Here is an 18,294-nt window from a genome sequence, read left to right as displayed (position 1 = left end):
TTTTCTGTGACATAAATGGGCGACAGGGGGGCCCCCCCCCCCCGCCCCAAAGCACGCGTGCCCCAGAAAACCCCACCCAACCGCCCACACCCCGACACCCAAGCACGCAGCACCAGCCACCCACCGGCCCCCGGAGCCGAAGGCCTTCACGGTGCTCAGCGCGGGTAAGGAGTCCTTCACGGACGAGCGTCAGCGCAGTAAGTCTATTGTGGACTCACGTAGGTTGCCGTCGTCGAGCCGGAGCCAGCGGTCGATCCGGATCTCGGCGAGGAAGCGTTCGTCGTGGCTGACGACGACGAACGCGCCCTGGAAGGCGTTGAGCGCGCTTTCCAGCTGTCCGGTGCTGACCAGGTCGAGGTTGTTCGTGGGCTCGTCGAGGAGCAGCAGCTGGGGCGCCGGTTCGGCGAACAGGACGCAGGCCAGCGTGGCGCGCAGCCGCTCCCCGCCGGAAAGGACGCGGACCGGCAGGTGCGCCCGCGCGCCGCGGAACAGGAAGCGCGCCAACAGGTTCATCCGGTCCGACGGCGGCATCGCGGGCGCGGCGGCCTCGAGGTTCTCCGCGACGGTGCGCTCGCCGTCGAGCAGGTCGAGGCGCTGGGACAGGTAGGCGATCCGGCCGTCGGCGCGTTTGACGTCGCCTCCGTCCGGCTGGAGTTCGCCCTGGATCAGCCGCAGCAGGGTGGACTTCCCGGCGCCGTTGGGACCGGTGAGCGCGATCCGTTCGGGGCCGCGGATAGCCAGGTCCGCGCCTTCGCCCGCGAACAATGTGCGTTCGCCGTAACTCATCCGGAGGCGTTCGCCGAGGAACAGCGTCCGCCCGGCGGGGACCGCGGTCTTCGGCAGTTCCAGGCTGATCTTCTGTTCGCTCCGCAGCGCCCGCTCGGCCTGGTCGAGTTTGGTCTTGGCCGCGCTGACCCTGGCCGCGTGTGTCCCGTCCGCCTTCGCCGAGGACTCCTGTGCGTTGCGTTTCATGGTGCCGGCGAAGATCTTCGGCAGTCCCGCGTTGCCGAGGTTCCGTTGTGCGTTGCTCGCGCGGCGCGCGGCCCGCTCCCGTGCCTGCTGCATCTCGCGCTTCTCGCGCTTGACCTCCTGCTCGGCGTTGCGGATGTTCTTCTCGGCGACCTCGCGCGCGGCCTGCACCGCCAGTTCGTATTCGGTGAAGTTTCCGCCGTGGAACCGGACTTCCCCGCTTTCCAGCTCGGCGATGCGGTCCATCCGGTCGAGCAGCGCGCGGTCGTGACTGACCACCAGGAGACAGCCGTTCCAGTCGTCGAGCACGCCGTAAAGCTTCTGGCGCGCGTGGAGATCGAGGTTGTTGGTGGGTTCGTCGAGCAGCAGCACGTCGGGCCGTTTGAGCAACTGCGCCGCGAGGCCGAGGGAGACGACCTGGCCGCCACTGAGGGTGCCCAGCCGCCGGTCGAGTTCGACCTCGCCGAGACCGAGCCGGTCCAGCTGGGCACGGGTGCGTTCCTCGATGTCCCAGTCGGTGCCGATGGTGGTGAAATGCGCCTCGTCGACGTCGCCGGACTCGACGGCCTCCAGCGCCCGCAGGATCTCGGCGACTCCGAGGATTTCGGCGACGGTCGGTTCGCCGGTCAGGGGCAGATCCTGCGGCAGGTACCCGAGCAGTCCGTCGACGGTGACACTGCCCGCTGACGGCCGCAGCTCGCCGGCCAGCAGCTTGAGCAGGGTCGTCTTCCCGGCGCCGTTCGGGGCGACGAAGCCGGTGCGGCCACTGGGGACGGTGAAGGAAAGCTGGTCGAAGACGGGGGTGTCGTCAGGCCAGGAAAAGGACAGGCCGGACACGACGATGCAGGTATCGGACATGGAAAAAGAGACCTCGCGATGTGGCGTGGGCAGAACAGTGCCCACGCAGGGGAGAAGGGGACGACGAAGCGGCCGCCACGGCGCTGCCGGGGGCCTGCTACCTCCGGGGCTCACCCGGAGATGTCGTCTTCACCTGCCACGTCGAGTTCTCCTCAGAACGATCTCCCTTCCGACCATAGCAGCCGCTCCCGTTCCGCGCGCTGAAGGGGACTTTCCTCGCGTCCGCCGAGACGAAAGTCCCCTTCAGCCACGGACGGCGCCCTTGACGAGGTCGGCGACGAAGTTGCGGGCGCCGAGCACGAACACCACGATCAGCGGCAGCACGGCGACGAGCGTGCCCGCCATCACCATGCTGTAGTCCGTGCTGTGCACGCTGTTCAGCTGGGACAACGCGACCTGCAGGGTGAGATGGCCGGGATCGACGAGCACCACCAGCGGCCACAGGTAGTCGTTCCACGCGGTGATGAACGTGAAGATCCCGAGGAACGCCAGCGCGGGACGCAGCACCGGCAGCGCGACATGCCAGTACAGCCGGAAGAACCCGCAGCCGTCGAGCCGCCCGGCATCGAGCAGTTCCTCCGGCACCGCGCCCTCGATGTACTGGCGCATCCAGAAGATCCCGAACGCGTTGGCCGCGGCGGGCACGATCAGCGCGTTCAGCGAGCCCGCCCAGCCGAGCTGCGAGACCACCACGAACTGCGGAATCGCGTTGAGCTGCGCGGGAATCATGAACGTGCCGAGCAGCACGACGAACAGCACGCGCCTGCCGGGGAAGTCGAACTTGGCGAAGGCGAACGCGGCGAGCGAGTCGAAGAACAGCACCAGGACGGTGGTCACGGTCGCGACGATCACCGTGTTCAGCATCGAGCCGAAGAAGTCGATGTTCCCGAACACCCGCCCGAGGTTCTCGAACAGCCGCGGCCCCAGCGTCAGCTTGGGCGGGAAGCGGAAGGTGTCGCCGGTGGTGTTCGTGGCGAGCACGATCATCCAGTAGAACGGGAAGACCGACACGAGCACGCCGAGGATCAGCACGCCGTGCGCGGCGAGAGTGCGGACGCGGGACATCAGTGCTCCCTCCGCCGCACCAGCCGCCAGTTGATGATCGAGAACAGCACCACGAGTACGAACAGCCCCCAGGCGATCGCGGCGCCGTAGCCGTAGTCGTTGTTGTCGAAGGCCTGCTGGTAGAAGTAGAGGACGATGGTCAGCCCCGCCTGGCCCGGGCCGCCGGAGTCGAGATTTCCGGTGCTGGCCAGCAGGACCTGCGGTTCGGTGAACGTCTGCAGCCCGCCGACGGTGGTCATGATCAGTGAGAACAGGATGATCGGGCGCAGCAGCGGCAGGGTGATCCGGAAGAGCGTGGCGAAGCTGCCCGCGCCGTCCACTTTGGCCGCTTCGTACACGTCGGCGGGAATCCGTTGCAGCCCGGCGAGGAAGATGATCGCGTTGTACCCGGTCCACTGCCACGCGATCATCGCGGCGATCGCGACCTTGATGCCCCAGCCCGTGGTCAGCCATTCCACAGTGGACAGGCCGAGCCCGCGCAGCACGGCGTTCACCAGCCCGAAGTTGCTCCCGAACACCGAGCCGAAGATGATCGCGATGGCCACGATCGACGTCACGTTCGGCACGAAGTAGGCGATCCGGTAGAATCCGCCGAACCGGATCGACGAGTTGAGCGCCACGGCCAGCACGAGCGCGATCGACAGCATCGGCACCGTGGAGAGCACCCAGATCTCGACCGTGTTCAGCACCGAAAGCCAGAACGTGCGGTCGCCGAGCAGGTAACCGAACTGCCGTAACCCGACGAAGTCCATCGCGCCGATCCCGTCCCAGCGGTGGAACGCCAGGTACAGCGTGAACAACACCGGGAACAGCCCGAACACGGCGAAGAGCAGATAGAACGGCGAGATCGCCAGGTACTGCGGCAGGAACTTCCGGAAGCCGCGCCGCGAACGCCGTCCCGGCGCGGTGACGTCGGCCGCGGCGGGCATGCCGAGCTGCGCCGTCATGTCAACCCCCAGTGCTCGGCGGTGCGATGTGCCCGGTCCAGCGCGTCCCGCCAGGCCACGCGGGGATCCTTGCCCTGACTGTCCACAGCGGACAGTTCGTCGAAGTACGGCTGGGTCAGCGCGTCCTCGTACGGGCTGAGGTAGATCGGCGGCACCGCCCGCGCGGACGCGCTGAACACGTCGACGGCGACCTGGCCGCCGAAGAACTCCTCCGGCAGCCGCAGCCGGGGATCGGCGAACGATTCCGGGGTGGACGGGAACAGCACCTCGTCGCGATAGCCCTGCACCTGGTTGGCCGGATCGAGCAGCCAGGTGATGATCTCGAACGCCAGTTGCGGTTCCCTGCAGTACTGGGTGATGGCGAGGAACGAGCCGCCGAAGTTGCCCGGCCCGTCCGGTGGCGCCGCGACGCGCCACCGGCCGCTCGTGTCCGGGGCCTGCGACCGGATATCGGCCCCGCCCCACGACGCGGCGACGCGGCTGGGCACCAGTCCGTTCGCCAGCGCGCCCGCCGCGTCGTCGGTACCTTCCGGGATCCCGGCGCTGACGCCCATTTCGTGCGCCCGCACCGCGAGATCCCACGCGCGGCGCACGTGCGGCCGGTCGCCGAGGAACCTCCCGGTACGGTCGGCGAGCTGATCGGGCCCTTGGTACAGGGCGAACCGGAAGACGTCGACGATCCCGAGCAGCAGCCGTTTCTCCGGCGAGGTTCTCCGCAGCCGCACGCCCGCCTCGAAGTATTTGTCCCATGTGGACAGTTCACGGGCCACCTCGGCGGGTTCGGTGGGCAGTCCCGCCTCGCCGAACAGATCGGCCCGGTAGAACAGCGCGGTCGGGCCGGTGTCGATGGGGAAGCCGACCATGCGGCCGTCGTCGGCGAAACCCTGCCGCCACTTCCACGGCAGGTACCGGCCGGCGAACCGGTCGGCCCCGAGCGTCCGGAGATCGACGAACTGCTCGGCATGGCGGCAGAACGTCGCGATGTCCTGGCCCTTGAGCGCGGGAATGTCGGGCACGTGCGCCTTACCCGCCATCGTGGTCAGCAGCTTCGCCTTGACGTAGCCGCCGATCTTGACCGGCTTCAGATCGACCCGGGTGAACCGCCGCGCCGCCTCGCCCAGCACCGTGGTGCTCAGCCCGCCGCCCCAGTACCACAACGTCATGTCCCGGCCGGTCGACCCGCCGGGCGCCGCGCACGACGCTGTCCCCGCCAGCAGTGCGCCGCCCAGCCCCGCCTTCAGGAGCCGTCTTCTGGACAGCGGCATCCTCAGACCGCCCCGACGTCGAACCCGATCGTCACCGGGCCGCGGCGTACCCTGCCGGGTTCGGCCGACGGCAGCACGTCGTCGAGGAAAGCGTAGTCCTCGCGCGGGTTTTCCTGCCGCCATCGGGCGATCTCCGCCCAGCCGGGTGCGGCGAGCGCGCCGCCGAAGTGATGCAGGGAAAGACCGGCGACGAGGTTCGCGAAGCGCAGCCGCCGGTCCAGCGGCCAGCCCGCGAGGGTCGCGGCGACGAAACCGGCACCGAAGACGTCGCCCGCACCGGTGGCGTCCATGGCGTCGTCGACCCGCAGCGCCGGGACCCGCGCGCTTTCGCCGGTGGTGCGGTCGGTGGCGAGCACGCCGTCGGCACCGCAGGTGATGACCGCGATCGGGACGAGGCGGGCGAGCGCGTCCAACGCCGCCTCCGGGGTGCTGGTGCGGGTGTAGCGCATCGCCTCGACGCAGTTGGGCAGGAAGGCGTGACAACACGCCAGCTGCTCCAGCAGCAGCGGATCCCATTCCTGGGACGGATCCCAGCCGACTCCGGCGAAGACGAGGCTGCCCGCCGTGTGTGCCCGCCGGACCCACTCCGCGGTGCTGGTGCCGAGATGCGCGACCGTCGCCCGGCTCGGTGGCGGGCACCCGGCGAGCCGGCCGACCGGGACCGGCGGCTCGTGCCCGTGCGTGATCATCGCCCGGTCCTGCGCGTAGGCCAGCGAAACCGTGACGGGGGAGTGCCACGCGGGGAACCGGCGCGAGCGCGAGAGGTCGATGCCTTCCTGCGTCAGCACGTCCCAGCAGTACGTGCCGTAGACGTCGGTGCCGAACGCGGCCGCCAGCGAGGTACGCAGGCCGAGCCTGCTCAGCCCGACCGCGAAGTTGGCGATCCCGCCGGGGCCCGAGCCCATTCCGGCGGTCCACACCTCGGTGCCAGGGGCGGGCGGCCGGTCGAACCCGGTGAAGACCAGGTCGAAGAACAGGAGGCCGGACAGGAAGACGTCGAGGTCTCGCGGAGTGGCTGTGGTGTCGGACAAGGGACCTCCCCACCGCTCGGACTTGCGCATGAGCGTGCGCCACTTGCGCGGATTTGGCAATGGCCGCTCATCTTCGTGCGTGCCTTTGCGCGAGTTTGACTGCTACCGTGAGGTCCATGCTGCCCCAGCGTCGCCACGAACTGATCCTCACCACGTTGCGCTCGGAGGGTCCGGCGCCGGTGCGGGTACTGGCGGAGCGGCTCGGCGTCAGCCAGGCGACGGTGCGCCGCGACCTCGTGCAGCTCGATCGCGAGGGCAGGCTGACGCGGGTCTACGGCGGCGCGATGGCGGCGGCGGACAACGACGAACCGTTCGCCGAGGTCGCGGAGGTCCACGCGGCGGACAAGGACGAGGTGGCCCGCCGCGCCGCCGAACTGGTCACCGACGGCGATACCGTGCTGCTCGACATCGGCACCACCGCGCACCGGCTCGCCCGCCAGTTGCACGACCGCGTGCTGACGGTGATCACCAGCAGCCTGGCGGTGTACGAGGAACTCAAGGACGACGCCGGTATCCAGCTCGTGCTGCTCGGGGGCATGGTGCGCCGCAGTTACCGGTCGATGGTCGGCTTCCTCACCGAGGACGCGCTGCGCCAGGTCCACGCCGGGACGCTGTTCCTCGGCGCCAGCGGCGTCCGGCACGACGACGGCGGCGTGCACGTCATGGACACGACGGTCGTCGAGGTCCCGGTCAAACGCGCCATGATCGCCGCGTCCGACCGGGTCGTCCTGCTCGCCGACGCCGCGAAGTTCCCCGGCACCGGACTCGCCAAGGTGTGCGGGCCGGAGGCGCTGGACGTCGTCGTCACCAACGCGGCCGCCGACGCGGGCACCTGTGCCGCGCTCGCCGAGGCCGGGGTGGAGGTGAGGCGATGCGGCTGACCATCCTCGGCGGGGGCGGTTTCCGTGTCCCGCTGGTGCACGCCGCCCTGCTCGCCGACCGCGGCGAGGGCGGGGTCACCGAGCTGGTCCTGCACGACGTCGACGCCGATCGCCTTGCCGCCATCGGAAAAGTACTGGCACAGCAGGCCGAGGGGGTGCCGGGCGCGCCGCGGGTCACCGCGACCACCGACCTCGCCACCGCACTGTCCGAAGTGGACTTCGTGTTCTCCGCGATCCGGGTCGGCGGTATGCGGGGGCGGCAGCTCGACGAGCGGGTGGCGCTCGCCGAAGGCGTGCTGGGCCAGGAAACCGTGGGGGCGGGCGGTGTCGCGTATGGACTGCGCACGGTGCCGGTGGCGGTCGAGATCGCGCGCCGGGTCGCCGAACTCGCGCCGCGGGCGTGGGTCATCAACTTCACCAACCCGGCGGGCATGGTCACCGAGGCGATGGCGGCGTATCTCGGGCCGAAGGTGATCGGCATCTGCGACTCACCGGTCGGGCTGTGCCGCCGCGTCGCCCGCGCGCTCGGTCTCGACCCGGCGGCCGTGTGGTTCGACTACGCGGGCATCAACCACCTCGGCTGGCTGAGCGCCGCGTGGTACCAGGGCGAGGACGTACTGCCCCGGCTGCTGGCCGATCGCGACGTCGTCGAGTCCTTCGAGGAGGGAAAGCTGTTCGGCGCGGAGTGGTTGCGCGCGCTGGGTGCGATCCCGAACGAGTACCTGCATTACTACTACTTCGCGCGCGAAGCGCTCGCGGGCGCGGGTGACGGGTCGGCCTCGCGCGGCTCCTTCCTGCTGGATCAGCAACGCGACTTCTACGCCGATCCCGCGTTACCGGTGTGGGAACGCGCTCGGCTGGAACGCGAGGCCACCTATATGGCCGAAACCCGGCAAGGGGAGCGCGACTCCTGCGATCTCGACGGCGGCGGCTACGAGAAGGTCGCGCTGGCCTTGATGCGGGCCATCGCGCGCGATGAGCGAACGTCTCTGATCCTCAATGTGCGCAACGAAAACACCCTCCCCGGGCTCCCTGCCGACGCGGTGGTGGAGGTGCCGTGCCTGGTGGACACCAACGGCGCACGGCCGGTCGGCGTGGCGCCGCTGACCGGGCACGCGCTCGGCCTGGCGAACGAACTCAAGACTGTCGAACAGGCGGCGATCGAAGCGGCGGCAACAGGTTCCCGGGCCGCCGCGCTCCGGGCCTTCGCCCTGCACCCGCTGGTCGATTCGGTCGCCGTCGCACGGCGTCTGCTGGACGGCTACATCGACGCCCACCCGGAGCTGTCCTACCTGCGCTGATCCCTTCGAGCCCGTGGAGGCACCCGTGCACGACGACAGCCGCCTCATCACAGAACGTCTCGGCCGGGCGCTGACCCAGCGCGTTCTGCCCGCGGTCTACCCGGCTTCGGTGCCGTTGACGGTCGAGGCCTGGCACGTGCCGGGCGAGCCGGTGCCGGTCGAAGAGGCGCTCGCGGCCGAGTACACGCCGTTCGAGACCGGGACCCGGTGGGGTGCACCATGGTCCACGACCTGGTTCCGGCTCGACGGCGTCGTCCCCGCTGCGTGGGCGGGCAAACGGGTCGAGGTCGTGCTGGACCTCGGATTCGCCGGTGGCTGGCCGGGAAACCAGGCCGAAGCGCTGGTCTACGACGCTGCCGGGAGCTCGCTCAAGGGCATCGAGCCGCGCAATCAGTACGTCCCGGTCGCGAACCCCGCGGCGGGCGGGGAGCGGGTCCGGCTGCTGGTGGAGGCGGCGGCGAACCCGGACATCCTCGGCGGCGGCTTTCTCCCGACTCCGTTGGGGGACAAGGAAACCGCGGGCGTCGAACCGCTGTACCGGCTGATCCGCGCGGACGTCGCCGTGCTCGACGAACCGGTGTGGCACCTCGGTCTCGACCTCCAGGTGCTGGGCGAGCTGATGACGGAACTCTCGCCCGCGGAGCCACGTCGGCACGAAATTCTGCGAGCGGTGGAACGCGCGCTCGACAAGCTCGACCTCCACGACGTCCCGGGGACGGCGACGGCCGCGCGTGCCCAACTCGCCGACGTCCTGGCCCGTCCAGCGCACGCCAGCGCGCACACGCTGTCCTCGGTCGGGCACGCGCACATCGACAGCGCGTGGCTGTGGCCGATCCGCGAGACCGTCCGCAAGACTTCGCGCACGTTCTCGAACGTGACCGCGCTGGCGCGTGAGTATCCGGAACTCGTTTTCGCCTGCTCGCAAGCACAGCAGTACGCCTGGGTGAAGGAGCGGTATCCCGAGGTGTACGCGCGCATCGTCGCGGCGGTCAAGGCGGGGCAGTGGCAGCCGGTCGGCGGCATGTGGGTCGAGGCCGACGGGAACCTGCCCGGTGGTGAGGCGATGGCGCGCCAGCTGGTCCACGGCAAGCGGTTCTTCCTCGAAGAGTTCGATGTGGACTGTGCGGAGGTGTGGCTGCCCGACTCGTTCGGCTACACCGCCGCGTTCCCGCAGCTCGCGAAGCTGGCGGGGGCACGCTGGTTCCTGACGCAGAAACTGTCCTGGAACCAGACGAACAAGCTGCCGCATCACACGTTCTGGTGGGAGGGCATCGACGGCAGCCGGGTGTTCACGCATTTCCCGCCGGTGGACACCTACAACGCCGAGTTCTCCGGTGCCGAGGTGGCGCACGCGGTCCGCAACTACGCCGAGAAGGGCAGGGGAACGCGGTCTCTTGTCCCCTTTGGACACGGCGACGGCGGTGGCGGGCCGACCCGCGAGATGCTCGAACGCGCAAGGCGTCTGCGTGATCTGGAGGGATCCGCGAAGGTTGTCATCGAGCCGCCCGCCGAGTTCTTCCGCGCGGCCGAGGCGGAATATCCGGACGCGCCGGTGTGGTCCGGCGAACTGTACCTGGAGCTGCACCGCGCGACGTTCACCACGCAGGCGCGGACCAAGGCGGGCAACCGGCGCAGCGAACACCTGTTGCGGGAGGCCGAGCTGTGGGCGGCCACCGCCACTGTCCACACGGGAGCGTCGTATCCCTGCGAGCGCCTCGACCGGCTGTGGAAAACCGTGCTGCTGCACCAGTTCCACGACATCCTGCCGGGTAGTTCGATCGCGTGGGTGCACCGCGAGGCGGAGGAAGTCTATGCGCTGGTGCACGAGGAGCTGACCGACATCGTCGAGCAGGCCGTCGCGGTTTTGGCGGGGCCGTCGACGGTGTTCAACGCCGGGCCGAAGCCGCGTGCCGAGGTCGTGACGGCTCCGGCGGGAACCGCGGGTGGCCAGCCACTGAGCACCGGAGAGGTCGCGGTGTTCGCCGAGGTGCCCGCGCTGGGCTCGGCGGTGCTCGGCGAGACGTCGCCACCACGGGCTGTTGTCTTGAGTGGACAGTCGATGGACAACGGGCTCGTGCGGGTCGGACTCGACGAGAACGGGTTGCTGTCGGTGCGGGATCTGGTCGCCGGGCGGGACGTCTTCGCGCCGGGCAGCGCGGGAAACCTGCTGCAACTGCACGACGATCTGCCGAACCAGTGGGACGCCTGGGATCTCGACCGGCACTACCGGAACCGATGCCGCGACCTGACCGCCGCCGAGGTCGTCACGGTGACCGAAAGCGGCCCGCTGGTGGGGGAAATCCGCGTCGAACGGTCCTTTGGCGCCTCCCGTGTCGTACAGCGGATCCGGGTGTGCGCCGGAAGCCCGCGGATCGACGTCGTGACCGAACTCGACTGGCACGAATCGGAGAAGATCCTGAAGGCCGCGTTCCCGCTGGACGTGCACGCGGCGCGGACGGCGTCGGAGATCCAGTTCGGCCACGTCGAACGGCCGACGCACACCAACACCGGCTGGGACGCGGCGCGGTTCGAGGTCTGGGCCCACCGCTGGATCCATGTCGCCGAACCCGGCTACGGCGTCGCCGTGCTCACCGACTCGACCTACGGCCACGACGTCGGCCGTGCCACCCGCCCCGACGGCGGCACCACCACGACGCTGCGGCTGAGCCTCGTACGTGCGCCGCGCAGCCCCGACCCGCACGCCGACCAGGGTACGCACCGGTTCACGTATTCCTTGCTCCCCAACGCTTCCGTGGCCGACGCCGTCGCTGGCGGCTACGCGCTGAACCTGCCGCTGCGGGTGGCCTCCGGCGCCGCGCCGCCGTCCCCGCCGCTCGTCGCCGTCGAGGAAACCGCGGTGGTCGTCGAGGCGGTCAAACTGGCCGACGATCTTTCCGGCGACGTCGTCGTCCGCCTGTACGAATCCCTCGGCGGCCGCTCGACGCTGACCCTGCGCACCGGCTTCCCGCTCGCCAGCGCCGACACCGTCGACCTTCTGGAACGTCCATTAAGGACACACGAGGTCAGGACCGACGACAACGTCGTCCACCTGACCCTCCGCCCCTTCCAGATCGTCACCCTGCGCCTGCGCCGCTCCTGATCACGCGAGATCTCCGTTCAATCACGCGAGTTCCGCGTCCCATCACGCGAAATCGCCGTCCAGTCACGTCAGGCGTCGAGCACCTCGCGCAGTTTGCGCGCGAACGCCTCCGGCTGCCCGGCATACCCGAACTCGCCGCCGAGAAAACCGCCGTGATGGCTGGGAAACACCGTCGCCCGCTGGCCGAGCAGCTCGGCGACGGCCACGGCGGCGCGTCCGGTGAAGACGTCGGTGGATTCCTCGCCGACGGCGATCACGACGCGCGTCGGCGCCGCCTTGAGCGCCTCGATGTCCGGGCGATAGCTGGAGACGGCCCACGACCGGTCCGAGAGCAGCGGGTCGTCCCGGCGGCCGTCGTCATCCGTGGGCATCCCGAACTGGGCGGGATCGGCCGGGGGCTGGGCGAAATACTCGTCGGTGAACTCGCCGCGCCACGACGTCATCGCGATGAAGGCGGCCATACCGGCATTGAAGCCGTTGGCCTCGTACGCCGCTCGGATGGTGACGCGGGCCCGTTCGGCGGCCGCGGCGTCGGGCAGCACCGGGATGAGCGGCGGCTCGTGCGCCACCAGGGTGCGCACGTCGTCCGGATGAGCCGTCACGAGCGCGAGCGCGGCCACCGCGCCGCCACTGCTCCCGAACAGCTCGACCGGACCGGCGCCGAGGGCCTCGATCACGGCGTGCACGTCACCCGCCTGGACCTCGGGCTCGTTCTCCACTCTGCCGTCCTTGCGGACGCTGCGCCCGAGACCCCGTGGGTCGTAGGTGACGACGGTGCGGTCTGGGAAGTACGACGCCAGCGTGCTGAAGCCACTGGCTTCCATAGGCTGGCCGATCATGACCAGCGGCGGCCGTCCACCCTCGGTGGGCAGCGGGCCGTGCACGTCGTAGGCGACGTCGGCCCCGGCGGTTTCCAGAATGTGCGTCGTCATGGCGATCCGGCCTTCCCCAGTGCGGAACTCCTCCAAGTCTACCCTTGCTCCACAAAGGACAGAGCAGGAACCTTCGGTGGCGGTAATTCACCTCGGATCTTCGGTACCCGGTCGGAAAACTTCTTGCGAAACGCCGTGCGCGCCGCGGTTCAGGACGGACTCAGCGTCGGGTCAGTGGTCCGGTCCACCATCGGCGGCGGATCGGTCCGGCCGATCCGCCGCCGGTGTCCTCGACGTATCCATGGCGCGGAGGTGTCGAGGACACCGGCTCGGCGCTAGGCTGCCGGGGGAGACGGCGGACGGCCGGGGAGGCTGATGCGGTTTCGGGTGCTCGGCCCGGTGCGGATCTGGGACGGCGAGGACTGGGTGGCCGTTCGGGCGGCCCAGCCGCGTTCCGTGCTGGCGCTCCTGCTCGTCGAGGCGGGCCGCGTGGTCGCCACCGACCGGCTCGTCGACGAACTGTGGGGCGCCTGCCCGCCGAGGACCGCGTTGAACACGGTCCAGGTCTACGTGAACCGCTTGCGGCGGCTGCTCGGCGAGGACGGGCACGAGCTGCTGGCCACCACCGGCCGCGGGTACCGGCTCACGGTCGCCGACGGCGAACTGGACGCGGGAGTGTTCCAGCGCCTCGTCGAATCCGGGCAGCGTGAACTCGCCGAGGGACGTGCCGAGGCCGCGGCGGCGACGCTGGCCGCGGCGCTGGCACTGTGGCGCGGCCCGGCGTTTTCCGAGGTGCCTGCCGAAACCGCGGTGGCCGAAGCCACGCGGCTCGACCAGCTCAGGCTGACCGCGCTGGAGGCACGGCTCGACGCGGATCTGCGGCTGGGCAGGCATTTCGAGGTCGTGGACGAGGTGCAGGACTGGGTTGTCCGGCATCCGTTGCGGGAGCGGCTGCTCCAGCACCTCATGCTGGCGTTGTACCGGTGCGGCCGGCGGGCCGAAGCCCTGCAGGCCTACCGTCGCGGCCGCGCGCGGTTGGTCGCCGAGCTGGGGCTGGAGCCGGGGCCCGCCCTGCGCGAGCTGGAACGCGCCGTGCTGTCCGACGACCCGCGGCTCGCGCCCGAGCCGGCGCGGGTCCCGCTCGTCCGTCCGGTCCAGCTACCCGCCGACGTCGCGGGTTTCACCGGGCGCGAGCCCGCATTGGCCGAACTCGACCGGCTGCTGGCCGACACCGGTGAAGCGCCGACCGCGCTGCTCGTCTCGGTGATCACGGGCACGGCCGGCGTCGGCAAGACCGCGTTGGCGTTGCACTGGGCACACCGGGTACGTAAGCGGTTCGACGACGGACAACTCTTCGCGGATCTCCGCGGCTACTCCGCCGGAGTTCCGGCGCGGCCGATCACGGTGCTGACGCGCTTTCTGCGGGCGCTCGGCGTGCCCGTCGACGAGATCCCGACGAGCGTCGACGAGGCGGCCGCCCTCTACCGCAGCATTCTTGCCGACCGGCGCATGCTCGTCGTGCTGGACAACGCACGCGACGCGGAGCAGGCCCGCCCGTTGCTCCCCGGCTCGAACACGTGCGTCGTGCTGATCACCAGCCGTACACCGCTGTCCGGGCTGGTCGCCCGCGACGGCGCGCGAAGCCTGCCACTGGGCCTGCTCACCGCGTCCGAGGCCGAAGCCCTGCTGCGCCGGGTGCTCGGCCCTGCGCGTGCCGGGCCGGTCGGCGAACTGGCCGGTCTGTGCGCGGGGCTGCCGCTCGCACTGCGGATCGCCGCCGCGCATCTGCACACCCGGCCCGGTCTCTCGATCGGCCACTACGCGGAACAACTGCGCGATGACAGGCTCACGGCGCTGAGCGTTCCGGACGAGAAACAACTGGCCGTACGCACGGCGTTCGACCTGTCGTACCGGCGTCTCGGTGACGACGCGCAGCGGCTTTTCCGGCTTCTCGGCGCGGCGCCCGTCGCCGACTTCACCGTGGGCACGGCCGCCGCGCTCGCCGCGGTCAGCGAGGCCGACGCGGGCCGGTTCCTCGCCGAACTCACCATGACACGCCTGCTCGACGAACACCGGCCCGGCCGGTACCACAGCCACGACCTGCTGCGCCTGTACGCCCGTGAGCGGGCGGTTCGCGAGGACGACACGGACACCGCGACGGATCGGCTTCTCGCCTGGTACCTCGCCACCACCGATCAGGCGGCGAACGCGCTGTACCCGCAGATGCGGCGGCTCACCCTGCCCGCGGCCGACGCCGTCCGGTCGGCCTTCGCCGAGCACACCGAAGCGGCCGCGTGGCTGGACGCCGAGCGTCCCAACCTTCTCGCGGTGGTGACCGACGCCGCCCGGCACCGGCCCGTCGCCTCGGCCGGATTGCTCGCCGACGCGCTGCGTGGCTACTTCTGGCTTCGCATGCATACCGTGGACTGGCTGACCGCCGCCGAGGCCGCGCTGGACATCGCCAAGGCCGTCGACGACCCGCGGGGAACGGTCACGGCGCTGCTGAGCCTGGCGGACGTCCACTATCGCCAGGGCCACAGCGAACGCGCCGAGCAGTACTCCATCGAGGCGCTGACGATGGCCACGGACACCGGCTGGCCCGACGGGCAGGCCGCCGCGCACGGGAACCTCGGCAACCTCGCCGCCGAAGCGGGGCACCTGGCCGACGCCGCCGATCACCACCAGGCTTCGCTCACCCTCAACCGGCGGACCGGGCGGCGCACCAAGCAGGCCAACAACCTCTGCAGCCTCGGCAACGTGCACCTGTACCGAGGCGATCTCCGGGAGGCTCTCGGCTGGTACACCGACGCGCTGGCGCTCTACCGGGAGCTGCGATCCGCGTCGGGGCAGGCTCTCGCCATGACCGAACTCGGCGTCGTCCAGCACGATCTGGGCAACCTCGACGAGGCGGCCCGGTGCCTCACCGCCGCGCTGGCGGGGCACCAGGAGACCGGTGACCGCGGTACGGAAGCCGCTACGCGGGCCGAGATCGCCGCTGTGCGCGCCGACGCCGGTCACTACGACGAAGCATTCGACCAGGCCCACGCCGCCAGAGTCCTCGCCCGCGCCGCGCGCGACCGCGCCGCGGAGGCCGAAGCCCTCATCGCGGTCGGCGTCGCGCATCACCTCCTCGGGCACCGCGCCGAGGCGGCGTCCCATTACCGGGAAGCCCGGGAACTCGGTCGCGCCATCACTCATCGCTTCGCGGAGGCCAAGGCGCTCATCGGGTTCGCCGCGGTACGCAACGATCCCGGCGATGCGCGGGCCGCGCTCGCGCTCGCCCGGCGGCACGGTTACCGCCTGCTGGAGGGACAAGCGCTCCTCGTGCTGACGAGCGTCGATTCGGAACGCGCCCAGGCGATCGAAGAGGTCACCCGCGTGCATGCCCGGTTCGCCGAGATCGGCCATCGCCTCGGTGAGGCGAGGGCCCGGCTCGTCCTCGCCCGGTTGCACGGCCGCGACGGGCACCACAGCCAGTCCCGGGTCCAGCGCAGGAACGCCGTCGCGCTGTTCCATGGCATCGGCGCACCCTGGACCGACCACGCCAACGCCCTCCCCGCCGCTCCGTGATGCCTGGTCCACTGTGGACGGACAAACGCCACATTGGCGCGCATGCGGTCAGGCGGTGGGCTGGTGGTTGGCGGCGACGAGGTCGGCGTAGCGGCCGTCGCGGGTGAGGAGTTCCTCATGGGTGCCTTGTTCCGCGATTTCCCCTCGGTCGAGCACGATGATCCGGTCGGCGTGGCGGACGGTCGAGAGGCGGTGGGCGATCGTGATGATCGTGCGGTCGGCCATCCGGGCGTCGAGCGCCGCGGTGATGGCGCGTTCGGTGCGCGTGTCGAGCGCGCTCGTGGCCTCGTCCAGCAGCAGGATCGGCGGGTCGGCGAGGAGGGTGCGGGCCAGTGCCAGCCGTTGTTTCTCACCGCCGGAGAACCGGTGGCCCCGTTCGCCGACCAGGGTGTCGTAACCCTCCGGCAGGGCGGCTATGACGTCGTGGATCTGCGCGACCTTCGCTGCCGCGACGAGTTCGGCGTCGGTCGCGTTCTCCTTGGTGAACCGGAGGTTGTCGGCGATGGAGGCGTGCAGCAGGTACGGCTCCTGCGTGACGACACCGAGCATTCCGGCCAATGAGGTGAAGCCGAGGTCGCGAACGTCGACGCCGTCGATGGTGACCACACCGGAGTCCACATCGTACAGTCGTGCGAGCAGGTAACCCAGCGTGCTCTTCCCGGAGCCGGTCGTCCCGACGATGCCCACCCGCGAGCCGCCGGGGATGTCCAGATCGATCCGCCGCAGCACCGGCGGCAGATCCTCGGCATAGCGGAAGGTCACGTCCTTCAGCCGGATGTGCCCGCGGACGTCCGGCTGCGCCACGACGACCGGTTCCGCCGCCTCCACGATGTCGGGCTCCCGGTCCAGGTAGTCGAAGATCCGCGCGAACAACGCGGTCGCGGCCCGGTACTGGACGCCCAGTTGCAGCAGTTCCTCCAGCGGCCAGATCAGCGCCTCCTGCAACGCGATCATCGCCACCAGCGTGCCGATCGTGACCGGTGCGCCGGTGCCCATCAGGATCCCGCCCAGCAGGTAGGTCAGCGCGGGCATCGCCGAGACGAGCAGGATCACCAGTGAGTACTCCCACTGTCCCGCGGTGTGCGACCGGACCTCCAGCCGCGCGACGTCCCGCGACGTCCGGGTGAACCGCTCGACCAGCCGCGCCGACCGCGCCGTCGTCCGGCTCAGCACGACACCCTGGACCGACAACGACTCCTGGACGAGGGAGGACATGTCGGCGAGCCGTTCCTGCTGCCGCGTGGTGATCCGCTGGCGGGCGATCCCGATGCGCCGGTTGACCCAGATCGAGAACGGCAGGGCCAGAAAGGAGAACAACGCGAGTTTCCAGTCCAGCACGAGCATCGCGACCAGCGAGACGCAGACGGCGCCGGCGCTTCTGGTCAGCTCCACCGCGGAGTTCGTCACCAGCGACTGCATGCCGCCGATGTCGTTGGAGATCCGCGACTGCACCTCCCCGGTCCGCGACGAGGTGAAGAACCGCAGGGAAAGCCGGTGCAGATGGCGATAGACGCGCACGCGCAGGTCGTGCATCACCGCCTGGCCGACCCGCGACGCGATCAGGATCTCCCCGACCTGCACGACCGCCGCCACCGCCGCGAACCCGATCAGCGCGCCGACGAGGGCGAGCAGCAGGACGAGGTCCCGGTTCACCAGCGCGTCGTCCACGATGGCTCGCACGATGAACGGGGTGAAGATGCCGAGGATGGACGTGAACGCGATGAGTGCCAGCAGACCGCCGAGCCGCCACCGGTACGGCGCGAAGATCCGCCACACCCGCGCACGGTCGATCTTCACCCGCTCACCGGCTGGCTCGTCACCGCTCGCGTCCGCGAGGTCCTCCCACGAAGAACCCGCGCCCATCACGACCTTCCTTCCCCTACGAAGTCCTTTTCGGACAGTGTGAAATCTAGTTCCGGTAAGGTCTTCAGGCGTTCACGTTGATGTTGACGCCCGCACGGGACTCGTCCTCGTCCTTCCAGTGCACCTGGTCGCCGAGGCCTTCGATCCGGATGCCGTACCTGCCTTGGCCTGCCGGGACATCGGGCACCGAGAAGCGCGTCGAACAGGCCTGCCGCTGGGCGGTGCCGACGCTCAGCAGCGTGCCGTCCGGGCCGACGACCTCCACCGGCACCTCGGGGGCCGGGCCGGCGGCGCACTGGGCGGCCTTGACCGTGCCCGCGATGGTGAACAGGGCGGGCGCACTCGTCCACAGCACGAGCCTGGCCACGATCGCGGCCGCGACGACCAGCACGGCGACCAGGCCGAGCACGGTCTGCCGGGAGATCACCACGGCAGCCTCCGGAAGCGGGCCGCTGCCCGGTCCGTCACGACGATCGTCCGCTTCACCACTACTCCGCTCGAGCCGAATTTCCCCACCGGAGGCCGACTCTAATGCCCGGCTACGATCACCTGCCCGTGATTTCCGCCGGTGC

General features: G+C 70.3%; 12 protein-coding genes. 4 read left to right on the top strand and 8 right to left on the bottom strand.

Annotated elements, in window-relative coordinates; translation table 11 throughout:
• Positions 1-189: 189 nt before the first annotated feature.
• The 5 genes from abc-f to ACFWY9_RS20185 form a co-directional block, all read right to left on the bottom strand.
• Positions 190-1,827: a ribosomal protection-like ABC-F family protein gene (abc-f, locus tag ACFWY9_RS20205; RefSeq protein WP_378339539.1), complete on the bottom strand. Its 1,638-nt coding sequence runs from the start codon at positions 1,825-1,827 to the stop codon at positions 190-192.
• Positions 1,828-2,070: 243 nt separating this feature from the next.
• Positions 2,071-2,892, bottom strand: coding sequence for a carbohydrate ABC transporter permease (locus ACFWY9_RS20200; RefSeq protein WP_378339538.1), 822 nt, complete (start codon positions 2,890-2,892; stop codon positions 2,071-2,073).
• A complete protein-coding gene (locus ACFWY9_RS20195; protein WP_378339536.1) occupies positions 2,892-3,839 on the bottom strand; it encodes a carbohydrate ABC transporter permease in 948 nt (315 codons plus the stop codon). The genes ACFWY9_RS20200 and ACFWY9_RS20195 overlap by 1 nt, the downstream gene beginning before the upstream one ends.
• Positions 3,836-5,104 carry an extracellular solute-binding protein gene (locus ACFWY9_RS20190; RefSeq protein ID WP_378329280.1) on the bottom strand — a complete coding sequence of 423 codons (1,269 nt, stop codon included), beginning with the start codon at positions 5,102-5,104 and terminating at the stop codon, positions 3,836-3,838. The genes ACFWY9_RS20195 and ACFWY9_RS20190 overlap by 4 nt, the downstream gene beginning before the upstream one ends.
• A gap of 2 nt (positions 5,105-5,106) precedes the next feature.
• Positions 5,107-6,135, bottom strand: a complete 1,029-nt coding sequence (locus ACFWY9_RS20185; protein ID WP_378339534.1) for a carbohydrate kinase family protein — start codon at positions 6,133-6,135, stop codon at positions 5,107-5,109.
• 116 nt (positions 6,136-6,251) lie between these two features.
• On the opposite strand from ACFWY9_RS20185, the gene ACFWY9_RS20180 reads away from it, so the two are divergent.
• From ACFWY9_RS20180 to ACFWY9_RS20170, 3 genes are read left to right on the top strand one after another with little or no spacing between them, the layout of a single operon-like run.
• The gene (locus ACFWY9_RS20180; RefSeq protein WP_378329278.1) at positions 6,252-7,016 is read left to right on the top strand and encodes a DeoR/GlpR family DNA-binding transcription regulator; all 765 of its coding nucleotides are present in this window, start codon (positions 6,252-6,254) and stop codon (positions 7,014-7,016) included.
• Entirely contained in the window at positions 7,007-8,317 is a 1,311-nt protein-coding gene (locus ACFWY9_RS20175) for a 6-phospho-beta-glucosidase (protein WP_378339532.1), read from the top strand. Before ACFWY9_RS20180 ends, ACFWY9_RS20175 begins: the two co-directional genes overlap by 10 nt.
• Positions 8,318-8,342: 25 nt before the next feature.
• A complete protein-coding gene (locus ACFWY9_RS20170) occupies positions 8,343-11,417 on the top strand; it encodes an alpha-mannosidase (RefSeq protein ID WP_378339530.1) in 3,075 nt (1,024 codons plus the stop codon).
• Between the two features lie 68 nt (positions 11,418-11,485).
• Here ACFWY9_RS20170 and ACFWY9_RS20165 read toward each other — a convergent pair whose 3' ends face one another.
• Positions 11,486-12,349, bottom strand: coding sequence for an alpha/beta fold hydrolase (locus tag ACFWY9_RS20165; RefSeq protein ID WP_378339529.1), 864 nt, complete (start codon positions 12,347-12,349; stop codon positions 11,486-11,488).
• Between the two features lie 315 nt (positions 12,350-12,664).
• On the opposite strand from ACFWY9_RS20165, the gene ACFWY9_RS20160 reads away from it, so the two are divergent.
• Complete coding sequence (locus ACFWY9_RS20160; protein WP_378339527.1) at positions 12,665-15,859, top strand: BTAD domain-containing putative transcriptional regulator; 3,195 nt, start codon at positions 12,665-12,667, stop codon at positions 15,857-15,859.
• A gap of 48 nt (positions 15,860-15,907) precedes the next feature.
• Here ACFWY9_RS20160 and ACFWY9_RS20155 read toward each other — a convergent pair whose 3' ends face one another.
• Both ACFWY9_RS20155 and ACFWY9_RS20150 read right to left on the bottom strand, forming a co-directional pair.
• Entirely contained in the window at positions 15,908-17,722 is a 1,815-nt protein-coding gene (locus tag ACFWY9_RS20155) for an ABC transporter ATP-binding protein (RefSeq protein WP_378339525.1), read from the bottom strand.
• A gap of 64 nt (positions 17,723-17,786) precedes the next feature.
• Positions 17,787-18,152, bottom strand: a complete 366-nt coding sequence (locus ACFWY9_RS20150) for a hypothetical protein (RefSeq protein ID WP_378329272.1) — start codon at positions 18,150-18,152, stop codon at positions 17,787-17,789.
• Positions 18,153-18,294 lie beyond the last annotated feature (142 nt).

It is taken from the genome of Amycolatopsis sp. NPDC059027, from assembly GCF_042739735.1.
In the GTDB taxonomy this organism is placed as follows: domain Bacteria; phylum Actinomycetota; class Actinomycetes; order Mycobacteriales; family Pseudonocardiaceae; genus Amycolatopsis.
Note: the sequence above shows the minus strand (reverse complement) of the source record. Positions and strands in the feature narration are given on the sequence as shown.